The organism is Roseibium sp. (assembly GCF_965229775.1).
Classification (GTDB): Bacteria; Pseudomonadota; Alphaproteobacteria; order Rhizobiales; family Stappiaceae; genus Roseibium.
Map to the genome: position 1 here is coordinate 894,331 of NZ_OZ245929.1, position 24,580 is coordinate 918,910.

Here is a 24,580-nt window from a genome sequence, read left to right on the forward strand (position 1 = left end):
TATTACTATTCACTGACGATCCACAACCGCGCTCAAAATAAAACTGCCCGGCAATGCCGGGCAGTCTCGATCTCTTCTTTCAGGCAGGAAGGCCTCAGGACGGTTGAGGCTCCATTCCGCCGCTCGGCTCGTCACCGCCGCGCTTTGCGCCTGCGGTCGGAACCGCGGAGGACCGTCCGATCGGCTGATCGTCGTCCGTGTCGCGCACCGGCGGTTTGCCGTCGAGCAGATCCTTGATCTCGTCGCCGGACAGGGTCTCATACTCCAGAAGGCCCTTGGCGATCGTGTGAAGCTGGTCTTCATGATCGCGCAGGATCTTGTTCGCAGTTTCATAGCCCTGATTGACGAAGGACTTGATTTCCGCGTCGACGATCTTCTGGGTTTCGTCCGACACGCTCTGGTTCTTCGCGACGGAGTGTCCCAGGAATACCTCTTCCTGGTTTTCGCCGTAGAGAAGCGGCCCGAGTTTGTCGGACATGCCGAACTGGGTGGCCATGGCACGGGCGAGCTTCGTCGCCATCTGGATGTCGCCCGATGCGCCGGAGGTGACCTTTTCGTAGCCGAAGATCATTTCTTCCGCGACGCGTCCGCCCATGGCGACGGCGAGATCCGCCTTGCACTTGGCGCGGGTCAGGGAGACCTGGTCCTTTTCCGGCAGCCGCATCACCATGCCGAGCGCACGTCCGCGCGGGATGATGGTCGCCTTGTGGATCGGATCCGATGCTTCCTGGTGCAATGCGACCAGCGCGTGGCCGGCCTCGTGGTAGGCCGTCAGTTTCTTCTCTTCCTCGGTCATGACGAGCGTGCGGCGTTCCGCACCCATCATCACCTTGTCCTTTGCGTCCTCGAACTCCGCCATGGTCACGAGACGCTTGGAGCGCCGCGCCGCCAGGAGGGCGGCCTCGTTGACGAGGTTCATGAGATCGGCACCGGAGAAGCCCGGGGTGCCGCGCGCAAGCGTCTTGACGTCGACGTCCGGAGCCAGCGGCACTTTCCGCATATGAACCTTGAGGATCTTCTCACGCCCGGTGATGTCCGGGTTCGGCACGACGATCTGGCGGTCGAAACGGCCGGGACGCAGCAGTGCCGGGTCCAGGACGTCCGGACGGTTGGTCGCGGCGATGATGATGATGCCTTCGTTCGGCTCGAAACCGTCCATCTCGACCAGCAACTGGTTGAGTGTCTGCTCGCGCTCGTCGTTGCCGCCGCCAAGTCCGGCGCCACGGTGACGACCGACCGCGTCGATTTCGTCGATGAAGATGATGCAGGGCGCGTTTTTCTTCGCCTGTTCGAACATGTCGCGCACACGCGAGGCACCGACACCCACGAACATTTCGACGAAGTCCGAGCCCGAAATCGTGAAGAACGGAACGTTGGCTTCGCCTGCCACGGCGCGCGCGGTCAGCGTTTTACCCGTTCCCGGAGGACCGACAAGCAGCACACCGCGCGGAATACGGCCGCCAAGCCGCTGGAATTTCTGCGGATCGCGCAGGAACTCGACGATTTCCTGAAGGTCTTCCTTGGCTTCGTCGATACCGGCGACGTCTTCGAACGTCACGCGTCCGTGCGCTTCGGTCAGAAGCTTGGCCTTGGATTTGCCGAAGCCCATCGCCTTGCCGCCGGATCCCTGCATCTGACGCATCACGAAGATCCAGATACCCAGGATGATCAGCATCGGCAGCCATGAGAACAGGGCACCAAGAAGCGGTGAATTCTCCGCAGGCGGGTTGGCCTTGATCAAGACGCCCTTGCCGCGAAGCTCGTCCACATACTGCGCTCCGTCCGGCGCATAGGTCTGGAACGCGCCGCCGCTGTTGTACAATCCGGTGATTTTCTGTTCCTGGATCGTGACCGACCTGACCTCGCCGTTATCGACCTGCCTCATGAAGTCGGAATAGGCGATGTCATTCGTGGCACCCTGCTGCGCAGGGCTTTGAAACAGCTGGAACAATGCGATCAACAAAAGGGCAATGATGACCCAAAGAGCAAAGTTGCGAAAATGTGCGTTCATTTCGTTCCCTTAACCGCCCAACGCGACTTACTGCACGCGGTTACATTTCTCTTAGAGCGAAGATAGGTCGCCCAAGGCCCGCTGCCAAGGCGGTGCGCCATAATGCGCATATGCGCTGACTAATTTATTAAGCCCGGACCTCTATCAGAAGTTCTTGGAGAGGAAAACCGCAGAATTCCCTTCACAGGTCCCCTTGACCGTCCCTGCCGTCCAATAATTTACCCCGTATCGGCAGTCTCTCCAAATCCAAGCTGCAGCTATGGTTATTTTCACCAGTGCCCGTTTTTAGGGAGACGGCCTGTGCCAGAAGCCCGCCTTGGGCATTCCACACGGCGGGTGAACACTCGAAAGCCGACTTAGGCCATCCCTGTGGCCAGATGATGTCTTTCGAACTGACGGGGGCATGCATCAGCGGTCCGAGCCGCAGTCCGATGCCCCGCGCCCCGGCAGGACCGGCGTCAGGGACAGCGTATCGGTATCGATGATCCCACACGCCGGCACCTTCAGGGTCCGGCAGCGTTTCCGGCGGGACCCGCCCCGGTTCGCGCCAGCTCCACACGAACGTGTCGCCCGCCTCGAACATCGCGCCGCTGAGCGTCTGCCGGCCGGACGCAGGCGAACAGAACAGATCGTCAAGGGTTTCAATCTGCCTGAGGCGCGGCTCCGGCCGGCGGCCCGTCACGATCCGGACCATCTCCTTCAACAGCCGCTGGCGCAGATCCTCCGGCAGCGCCCTGTAGGCGGCGCGGTTCAGGCGCGCCGGTCCGGCGGGATGATTTTCCAGAAGTCTGGACGCGATGTCCTGCACGGCGCCCTCGAGCACCACGCGTGCCCGGCGCATCCGGCCCGCGGTTTCGGCAAGGCGGTCCGCCGTCAGGCCTTCGTCCTCGAGCAGGCCCATGATGCGGCGGAGCCGGCTCCTTTTGTACTTCCCGTCGTCGTTGGTCGGATCCTGGCACCAGCTGAGGCCGCGTTCCCGCAGGCTGGCTTCGAGCCGGTTCTTGCGCACGCCGAGAAACGGGCGCAGCAGTCGCAAGCCTTCCGGACCTTCGGGTTCGTCGATCGCCATGGCACTCAACCCGGACACGCCGCTGCCGCGCGTCAGCCGGTCAAGGAAGGTTTCGGCCTGGTCGTCCATGTGATGCCCGAGAACAAGCGCCTCGGCACCCGTTTCGGCAATCCGGCGCGCCATCAGGGCGTAACGCGCGCGCCGCGCTGCATCCTGCACGTTGCTGAGCGGCTTGATCCCCTCCCAGCGCAGGGTGTTGAATTCAAGGCCGTGCCGGCGGGCGGTTTCGCAAACGAACCGTGCTTCAGCGGCGCTTTCAGGGCGCAGACCGTGATCGACGACAAGAACTTCCGCGCAGCCGCTCCATCGATTGCGCTGACGCCACTCGTCAAAGAGAACCAGGAGACAAAGGGAATCGGCTCCGCCGGACACGGCGAGTGCAAGATTGGAAAACGAATTCAGTCTTGAAAAAAGCGCATCGGCCTCGTCAGCGGAAAGCCCGCCCGGTTCGTGGCCGTTGTCAGGAACATTGTGCACGGACGCGTTCATCCCGTGCCTGAGACAGAACTGCCGGTGCCGCATTGGGGAACTTGTTCAACAGTTCCGAAAACGTCGCACACGCGGCATCGGCTTCACCCAGTCCGCGCAACGAGACGCCCAGCTTCAAGAGGCTGTCCGGGCTTTTGTCGTTGCCGGGATAGTCCGTGTAGGTCTTGAGGAAGGCATCGGCCGCACCGCGATAATCCTGCTGCGCAAGAAGACTTTCGCCGAGCCAGTACTGCGCGTTTGCGACGAGGCTGCTGTCCGGGTAGGTCTCCAGAAAGGTTCTGAACCCACGCTCCGCACCTGGATAGTCGCCGTTGACCGCCATCGAATAGGCAGCGTCATAGTCGGAGTTCGGGTCGCCGCTGCCGATGATATTGGCAATCGCGTCGTCTTCCGTTCCGATCGATGGGCCGGGAACGAGCTCCTGCCCGGTCCCCGGGATCGTTTCCAGGCCGTTCGCCAGGGCGGACAGGTCAATCGGACCGTCACCCGGAAGACCCGGCTGCTCCTCATAACCGCCGCTCTGGTCCCAGGCGCCGTCGCCGGACCCGGTGGCGGGCAAAGTGGCCACGCCCCCGTTCGGGGCGACCAGCGTCCCGGTCTGCGGTGTTCCGTCAGCCGCCAGGCCGGGGGCCGTGCTGCCCGGTGCACCGGTCGGCGAAAATTCCGACCGCTTGCCCGGTGTGCCGCCTTCCAGCTGCTGGAACCGGTACTCATTGTCTTCCTGCATGCGGCGCATCTGATCCTGCATCTCGCGCATCTGGTAGGACAATTGCTCGATCTGTCCGGTCAGCGCGCGGATACGTTCTTCCAGCTGGCCGATCCGCACGGATGAATCGTCCTTCTTCCGTCCGAAAAGCTGGGCTTCGGACGGGCTCGCCGAGACAACAAGGGCCAGCATCACGAACATGCCGGCCAGTGTCTTGAATTTCTGCATTCGGTCCTCCGGGTCACAGACGCGTGGGCAAAGACGTGAGCGTTGCGGCAGGAATCTGTCCTGCATCCAAGCAACCGTCTTGCATAAGCAAGTCTTAGCCATGCCCGGCTCTGCACTCAAGGGACAGAGCGCCCGGACTTCGGCCAAATTTTGACGATCCGCGTTCTGAACGGCAGAAAGCGGCGATTTGCACCGCGGAAAACCAAAGGGCCGGCTCGAAAGGCCGGCCCCGTCATGTTGTCATGATCAGCGCGGTTCAGTTCGTGGCGTTGCTCAGCACCGTGACCGCACGCCGGTTCTGCGACCAGCAGCTGTTGTCGTTGCACACGGCGACAGGGCGCTCCTTGCCATAGGAAATCGTCTTGATCCGCGATGCGCTCACACCCTGTGCGACAAGGTAGTCGCGTGCCGCCTGTGCGCGGCGTGCACCCAGGGCAATGTTGTACTGGCGGGTGCCGCGCTCGTCCGCGTGCCCTTCGACCTGGATCGTGTACTGCGAGTACTTGTTGAGCCACTTGGCCTGACCCGACAGGGTTGCCTGCCCCTGGGCGTTCAGCACCGACTGATCCTCTTCGAAGAAAACCCGATCGCCGACATTGACGACGAAATCCTGGCCCGTGCCGGGCTTCACGTTACTGGAAAGCCCATCCGGCTTTGTCTGGGCACATGCGGCCGCAAACAGGAGCGCAAAGCAGACGACAAGCCATCTTGCTCCCTGGCCGGCAAATTCTTTGTTCAACATTCCCGTCTCCTACATCCCCAGCCCGTCAACCCGACTTCGGTTCCATCCGGTTTTAGGTAAACGCTTTCTAGCCAAACCTGGTTAAGGGCGTCTTTTCAAACATGGTTAACAGCACATGAAACGCCGGTTTCCGAACCGCGTCACGACGCGGTGTCAATTGATCAGCGGCGACCAGGACGGATCGGACGCAAAGGCCGGCGTGTCCACGCGCTGTTCGTTGTATCCTGTAAGGTCAACCGTCCAGACCTGCGGTCCGCCGTTGGCACCCGGCGTGTCGCGGAAAAACACCAGCACACGGCCATTGGGAGACCAGGCGGGGCCTTCGTTGTGATAGCCCTCGGTCAGGATCCGCTCTCCCTTGCCGTCCGGGTTCATGACACCGATCATGAAGCGGCCCTGGTGCTGCTTGGTGAAGGCGATCAAATCTCCGCGAGGTGACCAGACCGGCGTCGAGTATCGCCCGGGGCCAAAGGAAATGCGCCGGGCCTCGCCGCCACCGGCATTCATGACATAGAGCTGCTGGCTGCCGCCCCGATCGGATTCAAAAACGATCTGGCGCCCGTCGGGCGAAAAGGACGGGCTGGTATCGATCGCGGCCGTGTTGGTCAGACGCGTTGTTCTCCGGGACCGGAGATCCATCATGAAAATGTTGGCATTGCCGCCCTGCTGAAGGCTCATGACGACGCTTTGACCGTCCGGCGAGAAACGGGGCGCGAAGGTCATGCCCGGAAAGTTGCCCACGATCTCCCTTTGCCCGGTTTCGATATTGAGCAGATAGACGCTCGGATCGGCACCGCCGTAGGACATGTAGGTGATTTCCTGGCTGGTCGGCGAAAACCGCGGTGTCAGCACGAGATCGTCGCCCCGCGTCAGGTAACGCACATTGGCACCGTCCTGATCCATGATCGCGAGCCTCTTGACCCTCTTGTCCTTCGTCCCCGTCTCGTCGACGAAGACGATGCGCGTGTCGAAATATCCCTTTTCACCGGTCAGGCGCTCGTAGATGGCGTCGGAGATGATATGCGCGAGGCGCCGCCAGTTCTCCGGTGTCGTGTAGAATTGCTGCCCGAGCATCTGCTCCTGCGCGAATACGTCCCACAGGCGGAATTCGGCACGCAGCCGGCCGTCCGGCTGCTTGATCACGGTTCCGGTCACGAGCGCCTGTGCGCTGATCTGGCGCCAGTCCCCGAAGCGCGGTGTCGAATTCACGCTCATGTTCTTCTGAATGAAACTGGCCGGATCCAACGGGTTGAACAGACCGGAGCGCTTGAGGTCCGCGGAAATGACGCCCGTCATGTCCGCCGCCAGCTTGCTGTCCCCTCCCTCGGCCGAAAAGTCGGGAAGCGCGATTGGAAGGGGTTCGATGTTTCCGCCTCGAATGTCGATTTCCACGAGTGCGTGGGCCGATTGAAGCGCGAGCAGGAACATGCCGAGGGCAACGGCGAGGGTTCGTGATGCCGCGATCGTCATCGCACCCATTCGATCAAAGCTGTTGGTCTTCATTGTCAAGCCTGGCCTCCTGCCATTCAAGCGCGTTCCGTACGCTAGCCATTTGGATACAATGTTGGCTGCATTGTGTTCCAACCGTTCGGTCCGTCGTATTTTTCGCGCGGAAGGATCGAGAAACCGTCTTCCGCATCGACCCTGTACACCGCTCTGAGCGCGGCCGATGCCAGTGCCTGGAATCGTGGATCGGGATGAGAATTTTCCACCGTCGGCGCACCGGAGAGCTTCCCCTGCGGCGACAGTTTGAACCGGATGATTACCTTCAGATCCGACGGGTACTGGTCCGGCAGGCGGCTCCATTTCTCGCGGATCATCTGGGCAATCACGTCTTTTTCGTTGGCCGACAGCCCGGCATGCTGGACACCGTTCCGCGTCCCGGCCGATGCCGGTGCCTGCGAAGTGGACGTGTTCGCCAGCGCCTGGTTGACCTTGTTCAGGAGATCCGGATTGTCGGCGACCTGGATTTCTTCCGGCTTCTGCTCCGTTCGGGTCGGCGGTGCGGGCTTGGAACGCGGAACCGCGCTCGTGACGATTGGCTGCGGTTCGGGCGGTGCCTGCTGCGGCTCCTCGGCCGGCTCCGGCTCGGGTGCGGGTTCCGCGACGGGGGCGGGCGCCGGGGCGGGCTCAGGATCGGGCGCCGTCACGGGTTCCGGTGCCGGTGCGGGCGCAGGGGCCGGTGTCGGCGGCGGTGGCGTGGCCGCGACCGGTGCAGGTTCGGGGGCCACGGTTTCAGCCGGTTCGGGAGGTTCGGGCTGCGGCGTCTCGACAGGCTTCGGCGCCGGAGCGGCTTCGATGTCGCCGTCGGTTTCACCGATCTGAATTTCGGTAAGTTCGCTCAGCGACACCAGTTCCACCGGAAGGGAATCGACGACGGGTTCCGGAAAGCTCTCTGCGCCCGGCAAGGCCACCAGGCCCCAGACCAAAATAACCGTATGACCGGTCAAAGACGCGATGAGACCTGCGCGCATGACGCGTTACGAGTCCCGTTCTTCCAGAGTGACAAGGCCCAAGCGTTTGAAACCGGCCGCGTTGATGCGGCCCATGAGTTTCATCATTGTTCCGTAATCGGCATCCTGGTCACCGCGCACATAGATACGCTCTTCGTATCCATTGGCCGCGATGGCCTCGAGTTTCGGCACCACTTCATCAATGGCAATCGGCGTGTCCTGAATGAAGATCTCGCCGGTGGAATTCACGGAGATGGTGATCGGCTCCGTATCGCCTTCAAGCGCCGTGGCCTGCGTTTCAGGCAGGTCGATCGGCACACCGACCGTCAACAGCGGTGCCGCCACCATGAAGATGATGAGAAGCACCAGCATGACGTCAACGAATGGCGTCACGTTGATTTCGGTCATCAGGACCGCGCGTCTGCGGCGGCGCCCCCGGCGCCCGCCTCCAGCCTGCCCGCTACCGACCTGCATGGCCATGTATCAGCCCCTTTCGTCGATCTGTCTGGACAGGATGGCGGAGAACTCGTCCGCGAAACCTTCCATGCGGGCGACGGCCTTGCCGACATCGGAGGCAAACTTGTTGTAGGCAATCACGGCGGGGATCGCGGCCAGCAGCCCAAGCGCGGTCGCAAACAGCGCTTCGGCAATGCCCGGAGCGACAACGGCAAGGTTCGTGCTTTCCGATGCCGCGATGGCCTGAAACGCGGTCATGATGCCCCACACCGTTCCGAACAGACCGATGAACGGAGCCGCGGATCCCACGGTCGCAAGGATCAGCAGGCGGCTTTCCAGCCGCTCGGCCTCGCGCTGGATCGTCACGTCCATGACCCGGTCGATGCGCTGCTGCAGGGACCCGATCGCAGGTTTGGCGCCTTCGTGGCTGCGCTTCCACTCCCGCATCGCCGCGACGAACAGGGCAGCCATGGAGTGGTTGACCCGGTTGTGCAGGGTCCCGTAGAGCTCTTCCAGCGACTGGCCGGACCAGAACACCGTTTCGAACCGGGTCATCTGTCGCCGTGTGCGGCCCATCAGCAGGACCTTGTCGACAATGATCGCCCAGCACCAGACAGATGCTGCCAGGAGGCCGATCATCACGACCTTCACGACGAAATGCGCCTGCCAGAACAGCGAGAAAAAAGAAATATCGCCTTCCGGCGCCGCCAATGTCGATTGGACAAGTGTTTCCATAAATTCAATGACCCCTTGGCCGTCTGACGTTGTCTTTTCCTATGTCTCCGGGCTCTGCCGCAACAGGCCGGACTCAGTACGCCAGCATTCGATCGCCAGCCGCCTCTGTGACGTTTGAATTTGTCAAAACTGGGACTTTGCCGCGTAAAGCGCGTCCTTCTTAAAAGGAATCAATTAAGGTTACTGCAAGATTAACGCGGCGATCTGTTTTACAACATTTTACCGAGATCTATGGGCCGGTTGGCCATAACTCTCGGCAGAATCATTCATTCTACGGAAAAATCGCTGGGAGCGTGCGCCGCGAGTTTTTCGGACAGCGACACCGGCAACCGGGTCGGCCGCCCCTCGCTGGTGATCACGGCCACGGTCACAGCGGCGGAAACCAGGAGTTCCTCGCCCCGGTATGCCAGCTGATCAAGCTTGATTCTCGCTCCGCGGTATTCGGACAGGCTGGTATGGATCTCGAGCGTGTCGTCGATGCGGGCCGGCTTTTGAAAGTCGATGGTCATCCCGCGCACGGCAAACGCAAGCTGAGCACCGTACCGGCCATCGGCGAGCGCCTTGTGATGGATGCCGATGAGGCGCAGAAAATCCGAACGCGCACGTTCAAAAAAGCGGACATAGGCGCCGTGATAAACAATGCCGGTAAAGTCGGTGTCTTCATAGTAGACACGGACGGGAAGCACGTGACCGCCGTCTTCGAGGCGTCCAGACAAGTCCGGCCAATGCATTGCGATACTGTCCTCTTGTTCAAACAGACAAGGGCCGCCCGGTCATCTGCCCGGGCGGCCCTTCCATAGCTAGGCGCTGACTTACGCCGCTGCAACCTCGGAGAGGAATTTCTCGACGGAAGCCCGCAGATGTTCCGCCTGCTGCTTCATCTCGATGGTTGCCTGCAGCATGTCGCCGACAGCGGCCGAGTTTTCCGCGACGCCCTGGTTCAGGGAGACCACGGTCGTGGCCACGCTGCGCGTTCCGTCCGCTGCCTCGGCAACATTCCGGGAAATCTCGCTGGTTGCCGAGCCCTGCTGCTGAACCGCATCCGAAATCGTCGTGGTGTAGGAATTGACCTCTTCCACCGACTCCGAGACGCGGGCGATCTCCTCGACCGCTTCCGACGTGGACGCCTGGATCGCGGAGATCTGCGCAGAGATTTCTTCCGTTGCCTTGGCCGTCTGGCCGGCAAGCGACTTCACCTCGGACGCGACAACGGCAAACCCCTTGCCGGCATCGCCCGCCCGTGCGGCCTCGATGGTCGCGTTCAGCGCGAGCAGGTTGGTCTGTTCCGCAATCTCGGAGATGAGCGACAGGACGTCGCCGATCTTGTTTGCCGCTTCGGCAAGACCAGAGATTTTGGAGTTCGAGCTTTGCGCCGCCATCGTCGTCTGCTCGACGATTGACGCCGTCGTTTCGACCTGCCGCGAGATTTCCGAAATGGAGGCGTTCAGCTCTTCGGTTGCCGAGGCCACCGCCTGAACGTTCGAAGAGGCGTTCTCCGACGTTGAAACCGCCGTTTCGCCCTGCTCGGATGCAGAGGCCGAGCGTTCGTTGAGCGCAGAGGACACGTCCTCGACACGGGCGATATTGGTTTCCACCAGCTCCAGCACCGACTGCGATTCGGCGCGGAAATCCGCGATCAGGGAATCGATCAGTTTCTCGCGCTTTTCGCGGGCGATATGACCGACCTTGCGCTCGGCCGCGAGACGCTCCCGCTCCACGGAATTGTCCTTGAAGACCTCGATACAGCGCGCCATCCGCCCGATTTCGTCCTGCCGCTCCGTCGCCTCCACGGCAACCTCGAGATCGCCGTCGGCGATCCTGCTCGCAGCCACCGCGAGGTTCTCCAGCGGCGCGAACATGCGGCGCGTGACCCACCAGATGAGGCCGACGATCGGAACAAGACACAGGAAGCCGGAGATGACGGCACCATAGGTGATCCGGTCTGCTGCGGCGGAAAGTTCGGTCTGCTTGACCGCCTGAACAACGCCGTAGGGTGTGCTTTCGAACGTGTTCGTGGCCTCGGCGAACCGGTAATCGCTGCCATCCAGACTGATCAGGCTGTCACCCAACGAGATGTCCGCAATGGAGTGAACGATGGCAGCGTTTCCGGTTGCGTCGAGCTTGACCAGTTTGCCGAAGGCATCGACGAGAAAGATCTGTTCGCTCTCACCGATACCAGTCGGCTCGTTCAGAAGCGCGGCCAGTTTTTGCATGTCGGCGGTGAACGCCACAGCGCCGAAGAAGCGGTCGAGATAGAACACCGGCGCGGCCAGCACGAGTGAGACCGACCCGTCGGCACCGGCCACGAAGCCGGAGGAATAGATCTGTCCGGCTGCAAGGGTCTCGGCCTTGGCCGCCTCATAGAGGCTGCCCATCGCCAGTTGCACCGGGCTGCCCTTTATGTCCGCATCCTCGACATGGAAGGCGAACTCGGGTCCCTTCTTGTAGGTGTAGGTGATGAAGCCGTCCGGGTTGGCGAGCGCCGCGTCGGAAAACAGGCCCTGCGAGATCACGTCCTGATAGACCGGGTGAACGACCTTGTGGTTGTTCACGTAGTAGTTCGACTCCTCCGGCTCGGTCAGAAGGTGACGTTCGTGCGGCGGATGCGGATTGTCTGCCACGAAGATCTTGCGAAGCGTCTCTTTCTGACCCTCCTTGAGATTCTTCCAGCCGACCATTGTCTTCATGAGGCTGTCCTTGGCCTCTTCGAGCGAGACAAAGAACTTGGCACTGTAGAGAATCTGGTCGAGCGCCAGCTCGAGAACTTTCTGTTTTGCCTTGGTCGCGCTCTGCAGACTGTTGTCCGCCTGACCGTTCGCGACATCCCGCGACAACGTGGATGTCACTGTTACGATCGCCACACACATGGTGAGCGCACCGGCCAAGAACATGAGAGCCAGTTTGGATGAAAGGCGTTTGCGCATCGTGTCCCCCGAATAATTACGGGGACAATACGAATAAATTCGCCAACAAATGCTTAACCATACCACTCATCCGTGTAATCGGGCGGTGGCAGCGGCCATTTAATTCATGCGGACAGGTCACTCGGGATCGGTGAAGAGGCCCATTTGCGAAATATCGGACTTCTCGGGAACGGCAAGGCCGAGATGCGCAAACGCCATCGGTGTCAGCAGACGCCCCCTCGGAGAGCGCTGCAGGAAGCCGTTCTGGATGAGATAGGGCTCGACGATTTCCTCGATCGCGTCCCGGGGTTCGGAGAGCGCGGCCGCGATCGTTTCGATGCCGACGGGGCCGCCGCCGAAATTGACGGCAATCTGGTTGAGGTATCTGCGGTCAAGACCGTCAAGACCGGCGCTGTCGACCTCAAGCTGCAGGAGCGCCCTGTCCGCAAGGGCGCGGTCGACGCGATCGATGCCCTCCACGACGGCGAAATCCCGGACCCTGCGTAGGAGCCGGCCGGCGATCCGCGGCGTCCCGCGCGAGCGTTTCGCGATTTCGCGCGCGCCGTCCTCGGCCATGCCGATGCCGAGGATCGAAGCCCCCCGCTTGACGATGTGTTCCAGCTCTTCGACCGTGTAGAACTGAAGACGGACCGGGATGCCGAAGCGGTCCCGCAAGGGTGTCGTCAGCAGTCCGAGACGGGTCGTCGCCGCGACCAATGTGAACTTGGCGAGGTCGATCTTCACCGAGCGCGCCGCTGGCCCCTCGCCGATGATCAGGTCGAGCTGGTAATCCTCCATCGCCGGATAGAGCACTTCTTCAACCGCCGGATTGAGGCGGTGGATCTCGTCGATGAAGAGAACGTCCCGTTCTTCCAGGTTGGTGAGCAGCGCGGCCAGGTCCCCGGCCTTGGCGATGACGGGACCGGAGGTCGCCCGGAAATTGACGCCCAGTTCCCGTGCCATGATCTGGGCCAGCGTCGTCTTGCCGAGGCCGGGCGGACCGACGAACAGGACGTGGTCGAGCGCTTCGCCGCGCGCCTTGGCTGCCCCGATGAACACCTTGAGATTTGCCCGCGCCTGCGCCTGGCCAACAAAATCATCCAACACCTGCGGGCGCATGGTGCTGTCGATTTCGTCGCCGCGAATTTCGGGCGTCACGATCCGGGGTTCATCCGACATGGCTTACCACAACAAACAGGAGCACGATGAGCAGGACCGACCACGCGACCCTGAGCGCGTAGAATTTGCGGAACTGGCTGCGCACGAAAGGATCATCCGTTTCGATGCGCCGTCCCTTTATGGCAAAGGGCCGGTCTCCGACCGTCTGCGAAAACTTGTGATCGAGATACATGATCCCGCCAATGCCGAGAACAACGAAGACAACCGCAATCACGGCATAGGCAAGAGCGATCATCCGGCAAGCTCCTTCAGGCCGAGACGAATCAGGGTTTCCGTAGAGGCCTCCTCGCCGGCCGATTGCATGGCCTTGGCGACCGCCGCACTCGCCTGCGCCTGTGCGTAGCCGAGATTCACCAGGGCGGACACGGCTTCCGCCACCGGACGCGCGGCGACATTATCCGAAACGCTTTGCGAGACCGCGATCGTGCCCTGGTCAACGCTGGCAAGGGTGGGAGCCTTGTCCTTGAGCTCGCTCAGGATGCGTTCGGCAACGCGTTTGCCGACACCGGGCGCCCGCGAAATGGTCGCCTTGTCGCCGAGCGCAATTGCGTTGGCGACTTCACTTGCCTTCAGGATACCCAGGATGCCCAGCGCGACCTTGGCACCGACACCCTGAACCGTCATCAGGATGCGGAACCATTCCCGCTCCGCTTCGTGGCCGAAACCGAAGAGGCGGATCATGTCTTCGCGCACGATGGTCTCGATGAACAGGACCGCGGCTTCGCCCGGCCTCGGCAAGCCCTGCAGGATACGGGAAGGACAATGGACCTGATAGCCGACGCCATGCACATCGAGAATGACGTGGTCTTCCCCGTAACTGTCGATGGTGCCTTTCAGTTTGCCGATCATGCCGCCCCCTGCGCCATCAGGCGTGCCGTCCCGCTGCCGCGGTGTTGTGCATGGCAGATGGCGATGGCGAGCGCATCGGCGGCGTCGTCGGAATTGAAGGTCGCCTTGGGCATCAGGATCTTCACCATCGCGCGGATCTGCTCCTTTTCGGCATGGCCCGTGCCGACGACGGTCTTCTTGACCAGGTTGGGCGCATATTCGGCGACCGGCAAACCGGCAAGGGAAGGCACGAGCAGCGCGATCCCGCGCGCCTGCCCGAGTTTCAGGGTCGCCCCGGCATCCTTGTTCACGAATGTATGTTCCACTGCCGCTTCCATCGGATCGTGCTGGCGGACGATACTGGACAGTCCGTCATGCAGTTCGACCAGCCGTTCGGCCAGGCTTTTCCTGTTGTCGGACGTGACCGTGCCGGACGCTATGAAAGACAACCGGTTTCCGGCCGTCTCGATCATGCCCCAGCCGGTGCGCCGCAATCCCGGATCAATCCCGAGCAATCGAATCGCATGTGTCATGGAACAAAGCGGTAACAAAACTTGAGCACGGACGCCAGCGAAAGCGGGAACCCTGAGCCGAAAGACTGTCCAAAACCGGTCCGGCGGCGCCCGATCGGCGAAGTTCCCCGGGAATTGGTCGCAATCGTGGAAAAAGCGATCAATGATGGCATGATCATCGCCCTGATTCCGACGCCTCGAGAGCCTTGATGTCCGGACTGTTCGACACGTTTCCACCAGACCTGCTCGTGTTCCTCGCCCTGGTCTTCTTCGTCGCCGGATGCGTGCGCGGCTTCACCGGCTTCGGCGCCGGCATGATCTTCATCCCGATTGCCACCAGCATCGTGCCGCCTGCAGTTGCCGCAGCCACCTTTCTCTTCGTCGACAGTATCGTCACCCTGCCGCTGCTCGTCCGCGCGGTGAGAAGCTGTATCTGGCAAACCGTGCTGCCCGCCGTTCTGGGAGCAATCCTCTTTGTTCACCTGGGCGCCTGGCTGCTTGCGACCACCAACGTCCTGCTGCTGCGGTGGATCATTTGCGCGATCGTGGTCTGTCTTCTGGCGCTGCTCGTCTCCGGCTGGCGGTATCAGCGTCCGCCCCATCCGGCGGTGTCATTTGCAACGGGCGGTGTGTCGGGCGTTCTGGGCGGCATCTCGCAGGTCTCCGCGCCGCCTGTTGTTGCCATGTGGCTTTCAAGTTCGAACGATCCGCAGGTTGTCAGGGCCAACCTCATCGTCTTCTTCGCCCTGGCAAGCGTGGGAACCTTCGCCGCCTATCTGATGCATGGGTTTTTCACCGCTGACGTCGCCCGCCTGCTGATCGTCGCCGTTCCGGTCTATGGCCTGGCGATCTTTCTCGGGGCCCGGGGTTTCGGCAAGGCCCGGCCGGATTTCTACAGAAAGACCGCCTATGTCCTGATCGCGCTCGCCGCGCTGACCAGCATGCCCGCGCTCGACACTCTGCTACGATGACGCGCCTCCTCAGGATGAGGTTTGCTTCCGCAGATGTCACCCCGGACGCAGCGCAGCGCAGAGCCGGGACCCACTCGTTTCCAGAGCGGTACGAAACGAGCAAGCCGGCAGCCGGAACCTGTTGGCATTGCAAGCGGTGATGAGAGTAGGCCCCGGGTCTCACTGCGTTCACCCGGGGTGACGAGGGTGGATTTGCATCATGCGCGGAAATGGCCGCAACCCGGTCACCTCTCCCGGTGGGAGAGGTCGGCCTGAAAGGCCGGGTGAGGGAGCAGAGCCATCAATGCTCCTCAACCGTTCGCCCCCTCACCCTAACCCTCTCCCGGGGGGAGAGGGGAACCGGGGCGGCGATCGATGGCCCCGCAACCTGCACCGTCCCGGACAAGATCCGGGACCTGAACACGGGTGGCGGGAGGCCCCGGCTCGGGGCCGGGGCGGCGATGGCGGGTGCAACAAGCTCCCGCCGTCATTCCGGACAAGTGCAGCTGATGCTGCACGCTGATCCGGAATGACGGGTTCCCGGCATTTCGGCACTAAGCGAATAACGACACCTGAAAGCTGTCCTCAAAAACAAAACCCCGGCTGTGCCGGGGCTTTCAAGCTGAGACGAAGCATACTCAGGAGGCAAGCGCCGCCATGGTTTCCTCGTCGACATCGAAGTTCGAGTAGACGTTCTGAACGTCGTCATCGTCTTCGAGCATGTCGATCAGCTTCATCAAGGTCTGCGCCTTGTCCGCATCGACCGGCGTCAGGTTCTGGGGCTTCCAGATGATCTTGGTGGAATCTGCCTCGCCCAAGGCTTCTTCAAGCGCCTTGGCGACATCGTTCAGATCTTCGAAGGCCGCATAGATCGTGTGACCGCTTTCGTCGGACTGTACATCTTCGGCACCTGCCTCGATGGCGGCTTCAAGCACGGCTTCGGCCTCACCGGCCTCGGGCTTGTAGATCACCTCTCCGACGCGATCGAACATGAAGGAGACGGAGCCGGTTTCGCCGAGCGAACCGCCGCATTTGGTGAAATAGGACCGAATGTTGGAGGCCGACCTGTTGCGGTTGTCGGTCAGCGCTTCCACGACGACGGCAACGCCCGCAGGCCCGTAGCCCTCGTAGCGGATCTCTTCGTAATTGTCGCCATCTCCGGACTGGGACTTGTTGATCGCCCGCTGGATATTGTCCTTGGGCATGGATTGCGCCTTGGCGTTTTGCACGGCCAGGCGCAGGCGCGGGTTCGAATCCGGATCCGGATCGCCCATTTTGGCGGCGACGGTGATTTCCTTGGAAAGCTTGGAGAACATCTTCGACCGCGCCGCGTCCTGGCGGCCCTTGCGGTGCATGATGTTCTTGAATTTTGAATGGCCTGCCATGGCTCTTCTCGGCTCTTTGGATCTGATCTTGACGAAAACTGCGCCGCTTATAGGCAAATTGACGCTGAAAATCCAGCACCCTCGCGATGACCGGACCGATCAGTCCGCACTGGCCCAGAAATCGGGCAGGACCGGCTCCAGAAGGCCGCCGATGCGAATGGGTGCGATCCGTTCCGCGAGGCCCGTCCGCTCATCGGTCTCGATGGCCACGCCGCAGATGGTCGCCACTCCGGACGCGGGCGCGAAGCGCGAGCCCGGGATCTTGCGCTGGAACCGGTTCACCGGCTCGTCCTTTTCCATTCCCAGAACGCTGTCATAGGAGCCGCACATGCCGGCATCCGACATGTAGGCGGTGCCGTTTTCCAGGATCTGGTGGTCGGCCGTCGGAACATGGGTATGGGTGCCGACCACAAGGCTGACCCGACCGTCCAGGAAGTGTCCCATGGCCTGCTTTTCACTGGTCGCTTCCGCATGCATGTCGATGATGATCGCGTCGGCGACATCGCCGAGGGGACAGTCATTGACCACCCTGTCGATCGCGGCGAAAGGATCGTCCATCGCGTCCATGAAGACCCGGCCCATGACATTCGCCACCATCACCTGGGCACCGTTGCGGGCCGTGAAAAGATGGGCTCCGCGCCCGGGTGTTCCGGCAGGATAGTTCACAGGACGCAACAGCCTGTCCTGGCGCTCGATATAGACAAGCGTGTCGCGCTGGTCCCAGACGTGATTGCCGGTGGTCACGACATCTGCGCCCGCATCGAGTACATCTCTCAGGATCGCTTCGGTGATGCCGAACCCGGCGGCCGCGTTTTCGCCGTTGACGATCACGAAATCGAGCTGGTTGTCTTCAACCAGACCAGGCAGACGCTCGATCACCGCGGTGCGCCCGGTCCGGCCGACCAGATCGCCAAGAAACAAGATACGCATATATCCTCGCCAGATCAGCCGAACGACCGGTAGCCCCGTTCGGTCAGAATTCCGTTCAGGGGCTTGTCATGCGCTTCCGCAGGCACGCGGTCAACCTCCTGAAGCGAAAACGCGACACCGATACACAAAACCGGTCCGGATTTCTGAAGCGCTGAGATCGCCGTATCGTAGAACGCCCTGCCGTAGCCGATGCGGTTCCCGGCGCCATCGAACCCGGCCAGCGGCATCAGGAGCACATCGGGTCGGACTTCTTCCGCCGCTTCACTCGGCTCCCGGCACCCGAAGCCGGCTTCGACCAGCTCCGTGTCTCTTTCAAGATGACGGAAAATCAGGCTTGGCCCGCTCATGACGGGCAGGCTCAGCTTGTGGCCTTTCTGGCGCAAGAGATCGAGCAGCGGCCTGGGGTCTATCTCGTCGCGGATGGGCCAGAACCCGGCAACAACCGCGCCCGCCGGCAAGGGAAGCGTGTGGCCGTGATCGACCAGTTGAAGACTCTTCTCGATCCGCTCCAGCGCATCCATGTTTTTTCGCCGGGAAAGCACCTCTTTTCTGAGGCCGGCTTTCGCGGCTCCAGGAGTTGAAACGTCGTTCATGCCTGTGAAAAGATCCCGGTCTGCATTGAAATCTCTGGTCGCCGTGGAGTGAGCGCAGCCGTCCGACCGTTGGAATTGCAATCCCGGGAAACCTACAATGTAGGTGGGCGCCGTGTGCAACGGACCACGGCCCGGAGCAGGGACAGCTCCCGAGGGAATGCGTAAGGCCCCGGGGAAATATTCCTGACGTATCGGGCAGCCGCAGGTACCGCATATAGCCCCGCACCAGATGAATTACCAGTGCACCTTCGGCATCATCGATCGTGAAAGTGTGTTCGCCGTGGATCGCGTCCGGCTCAGGAAGGATCCTGGGGACGCAGACTGTTGGTCAGGCCCTCGGCGAGGCTCTCGATGCGGGCAGCCGCCGTGTTGACGGCACGGGAAAGCTCTTCCTCGTTCTGGCTCATGTTGTCGAGCGCGTCGACCTGCTGCTGCCGGGCTTCGGCGAGCTGCGTTTCAAGCTCGCCCAGCTTGCGTTCGAGCTCCGACAGCTGGTCCGTTGCCATGATGCCGGCCATCACCGTCAGACGCTGATCACCGATCTCTCCGAACGCGCCCTTGAGTTCATTGATCCAGCCGTCGAAGCGGGCGGCCAGACCCATCAACCGGTCTTCCTCGCCGTCGTCGCAAGCCATCCGGAACGCCTTGCCGTTGATCGTGACCGTTATCTGCGCCATGCGTCGTCGCTCTCCCGTGGGTCAGCCCCCGTGCGCATCCAGTACGCTTCGGATGGTTTCCATTGCGGAAACGAGCCGTCTGGATACATCCTTGTTGGCTTCCTCGAGCCGCGAGGCCCTTGCCTGGCTCTCATCAAGAGACGCGGCCAGTTGGGACCTGTCCTCGCCCAACCGCTGCAAGTCGTCCTGAAGGGAATTCAGCGACCTGTCCGCATCCATGCGGCGCTGGACCGCTGTCTCCAGATGCCCGACAGCCGCATCGAGCCGCTTTACCGCATCTGCCAGGCTGGTTTTTTCAACGAAGTCGATTTCCGCCATTATTTTAAGCCGTCCTGATGTTTTCGTGCGGCGGCCCGCTTTGATATCCCCGTCCTAATTTGAAGGAGTCTTGATGTTTTCACCCAGGAAGCGATCAACCGCTCCAACCCGCGCTGCCCGGCGCGTGAGAGCTCGCTTGCCATGGTGAAAAAGCAAATCCTCGTCAGAATATCGAGATTAGGCAACGGGACTTGCCCCAGTCAATGGCACCATTGGCAGAATCCTCAACTCTGTATTCCCCGGCTTGCCGTTTTCATAACTGCGTGTGCTTTCCGCAGCTTTATTGACTCGGTGCGCGTTCCTGATATTTGTCTGGCGCCTGAGCGGAACTGACAGCCGTCATTTCCGGAACGCACCGCAATTTACCGCGCCCGGCACCAGTCTGGCGTCGGAGGCTTCACAGCAGCAACGGGATAGTGATGACCGATCTTGAAAAACACCATCGCATGGCAAACGCGATCCGCTTTCTTGCAATTGATGCGGTGGAAAAAGCGAAATCCGGTCACCCCGGGCTGCCGATGGGTGCGGCGGATATCGCAACGGTGCTGTTTACCGAATTCCTGAAGTTCGATCCCACGGCCCCAGACTGGGCGGACCGGGACCGCTTTGTTCTGTCTGCCGGGCACGGCTCAATGCTGCTTTACAGCCTGCTCTACCTTCTCGGCTACGAAGACTTCACGCTGGACGAGCTCAAGAACTTCCGTCAGCTCGGCTCGCGCACGGCCGGTCACCCCGAATACGGTCATGGCGCCGGCATCGAAACCACGACCGGTCCGCTCGGTCAGGGTTTCGGCAACGCCGTCGGCATGGCGATCGCGGAACGGCTCCAGGCCGACCGGTTCGGAAACTCGCTTGTCGATCACTACACCTACGTCCTTGCCGGTGACGGCTGCCTAATGGAAGGCATCAGCCAGGAAGCGCTGACACTTGCCGGCCATCTCAAGCTGAACAAGCTGATCGTCTTCTGGGACGACAACGGCATCTCGATCGACGGCAAGGTCGAGATCACCGACAGCACCAACCAGCTGGAACGTTTCGAAGCCTCGGGCTGGAACACCCTGAGCGTCGACGGCCACGATCCGGAGGCGATCGCCGCTGTCATCCGTCAGGCCCGGGAAAGCGACCGGCCGACGCTGATCGCCGCCAAGACGACGATCGGATTCGGCGCGCCCAACAAGGCCGGAACCGCCAAGGCGCACGGCGCACCGCTCGGTGCCGACGAAATCGCGCTGACCCGCGAAGCACTCAACTGGCCGCACGAACCCTTTGAGGTTCCGAGCGACATCCTGGACGCCTGGCGCATTGCCGGTCTGAGATCCGCCCATGCGCACAAGGACTGGCAGAAGCGGTTTGCAGACGCCGACACGGAAGCCCGCGCCGAATTCGAACGCCGCAACCGCGGCGACCTGCCGTCCACCTTCACCCAGGCCGTGCTGGACTACAAGAAACAGCTTGCCGCCGACCAGCCGACCATGGCGACCCGCAAGGCGTCCGAAGCCGTCCTCAATGTCATCAACGAGGTGGTCCCCGAGACGATCGGCGGCTCCGCTGACCTGACCGGTTCCAACAACACCAAGACATCGCAGACCGTGCCGGTGACACCCGACGATTTCTCGGGCCGCTACATTCACTACGGGATCCGTGAACACGGCATGGCGGCCGCGATGAACGGCATGGCGCTGCATGGCGGACTGATCCCCTATTCCGGCGGCTTCCTGATCTTTTCCGACTACTGCCGTCCGTCGATCCGCCTCGCCGCCCTGATGAAGCAGCGCGTCATCCATGTCATGACCCACGATTCCATCGGCCTGGGCGAAGACGGACCGACGCACCAGCCGGTCGAGCATTTCGCGGCACTGCGCGCGATCCCGGACCTCACGCTGTACCGCCCGGCGGACATCACCGAGACCCTGGAATGCTGGCAGCTTGCACTGGAAGACCGCAACGGTCCGTCCGTTCTGGCGCTCACCCGCCAGAACCTGCCATCCGTCCGCAAGACCTACGAGGACAGCAATCAGTGCGCGAAGGGCGCTTATGTGCTCGTGGACACGGACGATGACGCGGCCGTCACGCTGTTCGCTTCCGGGTCCGAAGTGGAAATCGCGGTCGACGCACAAAAGGAACTTTCCGAGGCCGGCATCGCCGCAAGGGTCGTTTCCGTACCGTCCTTTGAACTTTTCGAAGCCCAGTCCGACGACTACAAGGCCGACGTGATCGGCGACAGTCCCGTCAAGGTTGCCGTGGAAGCAGGCATTCGCATGGGCTGGGACCGCTTCATCGGAAACGACGGCATCTTCATCGGCATGACGGGCTTCGGCGCAAGCGGCCCCTACAAGGCGCTTTACGAGCATTTCGGCATCACCAAGGACGCGGTTGTCGCCTCGGTGAAGGCAAGGCTCGAAGCCTGAGCGAATTCAATGCCCGGTCGCTTTTCCTCCAAGAGGGGCCGGGACCTGAGCACATGAGTGCTCTCAATCGCAACCACCCTCAGGTGGTTCACCATTCGGCGTCCGGTTCTTCGAAGGACGCTCAGGATTGCGGGAGTGGAAAATGGTTACCAAGGTAGCAATCAACGGTTTCGGCCGCATTGGCCGGAATGTTCTGCGGGCCATCGTGGAAAGCGGCCGGACCGATATCGAAGTTGTCGGGATCAACGATCTGGGGCCGGTTGACACCAATGCGCACCTGCTGCGGTACGATTCGGTGCATGGCCGGTTCCCGGCCGAGGTCGTGGTCGACGGCGACACAATCGCGGTTGGCGGCGGCAAGCCGATCAAGGTCACGGCGATCCGCGACCCGAAAGAGTTGCCCTGGGGCGAACTCGGCGTTGAAGTCGCCCTGGAATGCACCGGCATCTTCACTGCCAAGGAAAAGGCATCGATGCACCTGGATGCCGGCGCCAAGCGCGTTCTGGTCTCCGCTCCGGCCGCCGGTGCCGACAAGACCATTGTCTTTGGCGTCAACGACAGCGCCCTGACCGCCGATGACCTCGTTGTGTCCAATGCGTCCTGCACCACCAACTGCCTGTCCCCGGTCGCCTATGTGCTGAACGAAGCCATCGGCATCGAGCACGGCTTCATGACCACGATCCACTCCTACACGGGCGACCAGCCGACGCTGGACACCATGCACAAGGATCTCTACCGCGCGCGTGCTGCGGCCATGTCCATGATCCCGACGTCGACGGGTGCGGCCAAGGCGGTCGGCCTGGTGCTGCCGGAGCTGAACGGCAAGCTGGACGGCGTCGCGATCCGCGTTCCGACCCCGAACGTCTCCGTTGTCGATCTCAACTTCATCGCCTCGCGCCCGACGACTGTCGAGGAAATCAACAGCGCGATCCGTGAGGCTGCCGACGGCAAGCTGAAGGGCATCCTCGGCTACACGGACGACAAGCTGGTGTCGATGGACTTCAACCACGACAGCCACTCCTCGGTCTTCCACACGGACCAGACCAAGGTGCTGGACGGCACCTTCGTCCGTATCCTGTCCTGGTACGACAACGAGTGGGGCTTCTCCAACCGCATGGCCGACACGGCCATCGCCATGGCGAAGCTGATCTGAGACGCAGAGCGGATGGCTCACCATTCGAAATAACGCCAGCGGCGGATGCGGCTTCACCGCATCCGCCTTTTTTGTCCGACCCGTGTCTGACTCCAGGAAAAACTCATGGCTTTCAAAACTCTCGACGACCTGTCCGGCCTCAGCGGCAAGCGTGTGCTTGTGCGTGTCGACCTGAATGTTCCGATGGACGGTGACAGGGTCACCGACACGACGCGCATCGAACGTGTGCTGCCGACCATTCGCGAACTCTCCGACAAAGGCGCCAAGGTTGTCCTACTCGCCCATTTCGGCCGCCCGAAAGGCGAGCGCGTTGCGGACATGTCGCTCGCACCCGTTGCCCCGGCTGTCGCGGATCTGCTCAAAAAGCCGGTCGCCTTTGCCGAGGACTGCATTGGCGAGCCGGCCGCGACCGCAATTGCGTCAATGTCGGATGGCGACGTGTTGCTGCTGGAAAACACCCGCTACCACAAGGGCGAGGAAAAGAACGATCCGGAGTTTGCCCGGGCCTTGGCCGCGAACGGCGACATCTATGTCAATGATGCCTTCTCCGCCGCGCACCGCGCCCATGGCTCCACCGAAGGTATTGCAAAACTACTTCCCGCCTATGCGGGCCGCACCATGCAGGCCGAACTCGAGGCCCTCGGCTCCGCGCTCGGCGAGCCGGTCCGGCCGGTGCTGGCTGTCGTCGGCGGCGCGAAGGTCTCTTCCAAGATCGATCTGCTGGAAAACCTCGTCTCCAGGGTCGACATGCTGGTGATCGGCGGCGGCATGGCCAACACCTTCCTGGCCGCGAAGGGCACTGATGTCGGCAAATCGCTGTGCGAACATGACCTTGCGGACACGGCCAAGAAGATCATGGCCGCGGCCGACGCGGCAAACTGTGAAATCGTCCTGCCGGACGATGCCGTCGTTGCCAGGGAATTCAAGGCCGGAGCGGACAACGAAACGGTCTCGCTGGACGCCATTCCCGCCGACGCAATGATCCTCGATGTCGGCGCTGCGTCGATCAGGACCGTTACGTCGAAGATCGATGCGGCCAGGACCCTCGTCTGGAACGGTCCGCTCGGCGCATTCGAGATCGAACCCTTCGACAAGGCGACGGTCGCCGCTGCCCGGCACGCGGCTGAGAACACCGGGGCCGGTAAGCTGAATTCCGTTGCTGGCGGCGGGGATACGGTCGCAGCACTCAATCACGCTGGCGCAGCGGCAGGTTTCTCCTATGTATCCACTGCAGGTGGCGCCTTCCTGGAATGGCTGGAAGGCAAGGAACTTCCCGGCGTCAAGGCTCTGGAAGCCTGAGACACGAACAGGAGGAAAGAATGCAGCGCTGTTTTGCGAACATCCTGACCGAAGAAGTCGCGGCAACCGCCGCCTTCTACGAGACGCTGCTCGGCATGACGCCGAAGTTTTCCTCCGACTGGTTCGTCAATCTTGCGGACCCGGACAACGACGCCATCGAACTCGGCGTTTTGAAACAGACCAGCGAGATCGTTCCGGCCAGGGCCCAGAAGGCACCGGCCGGGATCATGCTGACATTCGTCGTGGACGATTGCGACGCCGTCTACGAGAAGGCGCAGGCCGCAAATGCCGTGATCGTCGAACCGCCGCGGGAAATGCCTTACGGCCAGCGCCGCATGGTCCTCAGGGACCCCGCGGGAACGTTTGTCGACATCAGTTCGCTCATGTGACGTGCCGGTTTTCGAAGGTTTTCCACCTGAAATTAATTCGTGATCCGAATTAATTGTGCTCGCAAATTTTCGCCATGCGCTTGTATTTTAATTGATTTAAGCGGGCGCGCCGCTCTTTCCAAGCTTGAGAATCTTGCTAGAACGACCACAGATTGACGTCGTGCCGC

Annotated in this window: 24 protein-coding genes and 1 other RNA gene; 5 read left to right on the forward strand and 20 right to left on the reverse strand. The window is 61.7% G+C overall.

All coding sequences use genetic code 11. From position 1 onward, the window contains the following. Positions 1 to 94: 94 nt before the first annotated feature. From ftsH to ruvC, 14 genes are all read right to left on the reverse strand, one after another. Positions 95 to 2,011 (reverse strand): ATP-dependent zinc metalloprotease FtsH, encoded by a 1,917-nt coding sequence (ftsH, locus tag ACO07N_RS03850; RefSeq protein ID WP_421979764.1) that lies wholly within the window; start codon positions 2,009 to 2,011, stop codon positions 95 to 97. A 181-nt stretch (positions 2,012 to 2,192) separates the two neighbouring features. After that, positions 2,193 to 3,557: a tRNA lysidine(34) synthetase TilS gene (gene tilS / locus ACO07N_RS03855; RefSeq protein ID WP_421979765.1), complete on the reverse strand. Its 1,365-nt coding sequence runs from the start codon at positions 3,555 to 3,557 to the stop codon at positions 2,193 to 2,195. Beyond that, the gene (gene ybgF, locus ACO07N_RS03860) at positions 3,541 to 4,503 is read right to left on the reverse strand and encodes a tol-pal system protein YbgF (RefSeq protein ID WP_421979766.1); all 963 of its coding nucleotides are present in this window, start codon (positions 4,501 to 4,503) and stop codon (positions 3,541 to 3,543) included. The genes tilS and ybgF overlap by 17 nt, the downstream gene beginning before the upstream one ends. A 256-nt stretch (positions 4,504 to 4,759) precedes the next feature. Then, entirely contained in the window at positions 4,760 to 5,245 is a 486-nt protein-coding gene (gene pal / locus ACO07N_RS03865) for a peptidoglycan-associated lipoprotein Pal (RefSeq protein ID WP_421979767.1), read from the reverse strand. Positions 5,246 to 5,398: 153 nt separating this feature from the next. After that, complete coding sequence (gene tolB, locus ACO07N_RS03870; protein WP_421984374.1) at positions 5,399 to 6,715, reverse strand: Tol-Pal system beta propeller repeat protein TolB; 1,317 nt, start codon at positions 6,713 to 6,715, stop codon at positions 5,399 to 5,401. Positions 6,716 to 6,789: 74 nt separating this feature from the next. Then, positions 6,790 to 7,719, reverse strand: coding sequence for a cell envelope biogenesis protein TolA (locus ACO07N_RS03875; protein WP_421979768.1), 930 nt, complete (start codon positions 7,717 to 7,719; stop codon positions 6,790 to 6,792). Positions 7,720 to 7,725: 6 nt separating this feature from the next. Continuing rightward, on the reverse strand, positions 7,726 to 8,178 hold the full coding sequence (gene tolR / locus ACO07N_RS03880; RefSeq protein ID WP_421979769.1) for a protein TolR: 453 nt from the start codon (positions 8,176 to 8,178) through the stop codon (positions 7,726 to 7,728). A 3-nt stretch (positions 8,179 to 8,181) separates the two neighbouring features. Beyond that, positions 8,182 to 8,889, reverse strand: a complete 708-nt coding sequence (gene tolQ / locus ACO07N_RS03885) for a protein TolQ (protein ID WP_319384100.1) — start codon at positions 8,887 to 8,889, stop codon at positions 8,182 to 8,184. A gap of 266 nt (positions 8,890 to 9,155) precedes the next feature. After that, the gene (gene ybgC / locus ACO07N_RS03890) at positions 9,156 to 9,620 is read right to left on the reverse strand and encodes a tol-pal system-associated acyl-CoA thioesterase (RefSeq protein WP_421979770.1); all 465 of its coding nucleotides are present in this window, start codon (positions 9,618 to 9,620) and stop codon (positions 9,156 to 9,158) included. Between the two features lie 81 nt (positions 9,621 to 9,701). Next, complete coding sequence (locus tag ACO07N_RS03895; RefSeq protein WP_421979771.1) at positions 9,702 to 11,813, reverse strand: methyl-accepting chemotaxis protein; 2,112 nt, start codon at positions 11,811 to 11,813, stop codon at positions 9,702 to 9,704. 117 nt (positions 11,814 to 11,930) lie between these two features. Then, on the reverse strand, positions 11,931 to 12,971 hold the full coding sequence (ruvB, locus tag ACO07N_RS03900; protein ID WP_421979772.1) for a Holliday junction branch migration DNA helicase RuvB: 1,041 nt from the start codon (positions 12,969 to 12,971) through the stop codon (positions 11,931 to 11,933). Continuing rightward, positions 12,961 to 13,206, reverse strand: coding sequence for an endonuclease (locus ACO07N_RS03905; protein WP_421979773.1), 246 nt, complete (start codon positions 13,204 to 13,206; stop codon positions 12,961 to 12,963). The genes ruvB and ACO07N_RS03905 overlap by 11 nt, the downstream gene beginning before the upstream one ends. After that, positions 13,203 to 13,820 (reverse strand): Holliday junction branch migration protein RuvA, encoded by a 618-nt coding sequence (gene ruvA, locus ACO07N_RS03910; protein ID WP_421979774.1) that lies wholly within the window; start codon positions 13,818 to 13,820, stop codon positions 13,203 to 13,205. Before ruvA ends, ACO07N_RS03905 begins: the two co-directional genes overlap by 4 nt. Next, the gene (gene ruvC / locus ACO07N_RS03915; RefSeq protein ID WP_421979775.1) at positions 13,817 to 14,332 is read right to left on the reverse strand and encodes a crossover junction endodeoxyribonuclease RuvC; all 516 of its coding nucleotides are present in this window, start codon (positions 14,330 to 14,332) and stop codon (positions 13,817 to 13,819) included. The genes ruvA and ruvC overlap by 4 nt, the downstream gene beginning before the upstream one ends. Positions 14,333 to 14,520: 188 nt before the next feature. Between ruvC and ACO07N_RS03920 the strand changes: the two genes are divergently transcribed. Continuing rightward, positions 14,521 to 15,282 (forward strand): sulfite exporter TauE/SafE family protein, encoded by a 762-nt coding sequence (locus tag ACO07N_RS03920; protein WP_421979776.1) that lies wholly within the window; start codon positions 14,521 to 14,523, stop codon positions 15,280 to 15,282. Between the two features lie 617 nt (positions 15,283 to 15,899). Here ACO07N_RS03920 and ACO07N_RS03925 read toward each other — a convergent pair. The 6 genes from ACO07N_RS03925 to ACO07N_RS03950 all read right to left on the reverse strand — a co-directional run bounded on the left by ACO07N_RS03925 (position 15,900) and on the right by ACO07N_RS03950 (position 19,164). After that, positions 15,900 to 16,646 (reverse strand): YebC/PmpR family DNA-binding transcriptional regulator, encoded by a 747-nt coding sequence (locus tag ACO07N_RS03925; RefSeq protein ID WP_306144239.1) that lies wholly within the window; start codon positions 16,644 to 16,646, stop codon positions 15,900 to 15,902. Between the two features lie 99 nt (positions 16,647 to 16,745). Beyond that, positions 16,746 to 17,576 carry a TIGR00282 family metallophosphoesterase gene (locus tag ACO07N_RS03930; RefSeq protein WP_421979777.1) on the reverse strand — a complete coding sequence of 277 codons (831 nt, stop codon included), beginning with the start codon at positions 17,574 to 17,576 and terminating at the stop codon, positions 16,746 to 16,748. Positions 17,577 to 17,590: 14 nt separating this feature from the next. Further along, the gene (locus tag ACO07N_RS03935; protein ID WP_421979778.1) at positions 17,591 to 18,169 is read right to left on the reverse strand and encodes a 5-formyltetrahydrofolate cyclo-ligase; all 579 of its coding nucleotides are present in this window, start codon (positions 18,167 to 18,169) and stop codon (positions 17,591 to 17,593) included. A gap of 51 nt (positions 18,170 to 18,220) precedes the next feature. Then, a non-coding RNA gene (ssrS, locus tag ACO07N_RS03940) (6S RNA) lies at positions 18,221 to 18,374 on the reverse strand. A gap of 91 nt (positions 18,375 to 18,465) precedes the next feature. Then, positions 18,466 to 18,846, reverse strand: a complete 381-nt coding sequence (locus ACO07N_RS03945) for a cell division protein ZapA (protein WP_421979779.1) — start codon at positions 18,844 to 18,846, stop codon at positions 18,466 to 18,468. Between the two features lie 21 nt (positions 18,847 to 18,867). Beyond that, positions 18,868 to 19,164: a DUF4164 domain-containing protein gene (locus tag ACO07N_RS03950; RefSeq protein ID WP_319384112.1), complete on the reverse strand. Its 297-nt coding sequence runs from the start codon at positions 19,162 to 19,164 to the stop codon at positions 18,868 to 18,870. Positions 19,165 to 19,583: 419 nt separating this feature from the next. Between ACO07N_RS03950 and tkt the strand changes: the two genes are divergently transcribed. The 4 genes from tkt to ACO07N_RS03970 all read left to right on the forward strand — a co-directional run bounded on the left by tkt (position 19,584) and on the right by ACO07N_RS03970 (position 24,413). After that, positions 19,584 to 21,572 (forward strand): transketolase, encoded by a 1,989-nt coding sequence (tkt, locus tag ACO07N_RS03955; RefSeq protein WP_421979780.1) that lies wholly within the window; start codon positions 19,584 to 19,586, stop codon positions 21,570 to 21,572. Between the two features lie 142 nt (positions 21,573 to 21,714). Then, a complete protein-coding gene (gene gap / locus ACO07N_RS03960; protein WP_421979781.1) occupies positions 21,715 to 22,725 on the forward strand; it encodes a type I glyceraldehyde-3-phosphate dehydrogenase in 1,011 nt (336 codons plus the stop codon). Between the two features lie 105 nt (positions 22,726 to 22,830). Beyond that, positions 22,831 to 24,024, forward strand: coding sequence for a phosphoglycerate kinase (locus tag ACO07N_RS03965; RefSeq protein ID WP_421979782.1), 1,194 nt, complete (start codon positions 22,831 to 22,833; stop codon positions 24,022 to 24,024). A gap of 20 nt (positions 24,025 to 24,044) precedes the next feature. After that, positions 24,045 to 24,413: a VOC family protein gene (locus ACO07N_RS03970; RefSeq protein WP_421979783.1), complete on the forward strand. Its 369-nt coding sequence runs from the start codon at positions 24,045 to 24,047 to the stop codon at positions 24,411 to 24,413. Positions 24,414 to 24,580 lie beyond the last annotated feature (167 nt).

Excerpts from the sequence above, each read along its gene's own strand:
- ftsH (WP_421979764.1), bottom strand. The coding sequence starts at position 2,011 with ATGAACGCACATTTTCGCAACTTTGCTCTTTGGGTCATCATTGCCCTT.
- ybgF (WP_421979766.1), bottom strand. The coding sequence starts at position 4,503 with ATGCAGAAATTCAAGACACTGGCCGGCATGTTCGTGATGCTGGCCCTT.
- pal (WP_421979767.1), bottom strand. The coding sequence starts at position 5,245 with ATGTTGAACAAAGAATTTGCCGGCCAGGGAGCAAGATGGCTTGTCGTC.
- tolB (WP_421984374.1), bottom strand. The coding sequence starts at position 6,715 with ATGACGATCGCGGCATCACGAACCCTCGCCGTTGCCCTCGGCATGTTC.
- ACO07N_RS03875 (WP_421979768.1), bottom strand. The coding sequence starts at position 7,719 with ATGCGCGCAGGTCTCATCGCGTCTTTGACCGGTCATACGGTTATTTTG.
- tolR (WP_421979769.1), bottom strand. The coding sequence starts at position 8,178 with ATGGCCATGCAGGTCGGTAGCGGGCAGGCTGGAGGCGGGCGCCGGGGG.
- tolQ (WP_319384100.1), bottom strand. The coding sequence starts at position 8,889 with ATGGAAACACTTGTCCAATCGACATTGGCGGCGCCGGAAGGCGATATT.
- ybgC (WP_421979770.1), bottom strand. The coding sequence starts at position 9,620 with ATGCATTGGCCGGACTTGTCTGGACGCCTCGAAGACGGCGGTCACGTG.
- ACO07N_RS03895 (WP_421979771.1), bottom strand. The coding sequence starts at position 11,813 with ATGCGCAAACGCCTTTCATCCAAACTGGCTCTCATGTTCTTGGCCGGT.
- ruvB (WP_421979772.1), bottom strand. The coding sequence starts at position 12,971 with ATGTCGGATGAACCCCGGATCGTGACGCCCGAAATTCGCGGCGACGAA.
- ACO07N_RS03905 (WP_421979773.1), bottom strand. The coding sequence starts at position 13,206 with ATGATCGCTCTTGCCTATGCCGTGATTGCGGTTGTCTTCGTTGTTCTC.
- ruvA (WP_421979774.1), bottom strand. The coding sequence starts at position 13,820 with ATGATCGGCAAACTGAAAGGCACCATCGACAGTTACGGGGAAGACCAC.
- ruvC (WP_421979775.1), bottom strand. The coding sequence starts at position 14,332 with ATGACACATGCGATTCGATTGCTCGGGATTGATCCGGGATTGCGGCGC.
- ACO07N_RS03920 (WP_421979776.1), top strand. The coding sequence starts at position 14,521 with ATGTCCGGACTGTTCGACACGTTTCCACCAGACCTGCTCGTGTTCCTC.
- ACO07N_RS03925 (WP_306144239.1), bottom strand. The coding sequence starts at position 16,646 with ATGGCAGGCCATTCAAAATTCAAGAACATCATGCACCGCAAGGGCCGC.
- ACO07N_RS03930 (WP_421979777.1), bottom strand. The coding sequence starts at position 17,576 with ATGCGTATCTTGTTTCTTGGCGATCTGGTCGGCCGGACCGGGCGCACC.
- ACO07N_RS03935 (WP_421979778.1), bottom strand. The coding sequence starts at position 18,169 with ATGAACGACGTTTCAACTCCTGGAGCCGCGAAAGCCGGCCTCAGAAAA.
- ACO07N_RS03945 (WP_421979779.1), bottom strand. The coding sequence starts at position 18,846 with ATGGCGCAGATAACGGTCACGATCAACGGCAAGGCGTTCCGGATGGCT.
- ACO07N_RS03950 (WP_319384112.1), bottom strand. The coding sequence starts at position 19,164 with ATGGCGGAAATCGACTTCGTTGAAAAAACCAGCCTGGCAGATGCGGTA.
- tkt (WP_421979780.1), top strand. The coding sequence starts at position 19,584 with ATGACCGATCTTGAAAAACACCATCGCATGGCAAACGCGATCCGCTTT.
- gap (WP_421979781.1), top strand. The coding sequence starts at position 21,715 with ATGGTTACCAAGGTAGCAATCAACGGTTTCGGCCGCATTGGCCGGAAT.
- ACO07N_RS03965 (WP_421979782.1), top strand. The coding sequence starts at position 22,831 with ATGGCTTTCAAAACTCTCGACGACCTGTCCGGCCTCAGCGGCAAGCGT.
- ACO07N_RS03970 (WP_421979783.1), top strand. The coding sequence starts at position 24,045 with ATGCAGCGCTGTTTTGCGAACATCCTGACCGAAGAAGTCGCGGCAACC.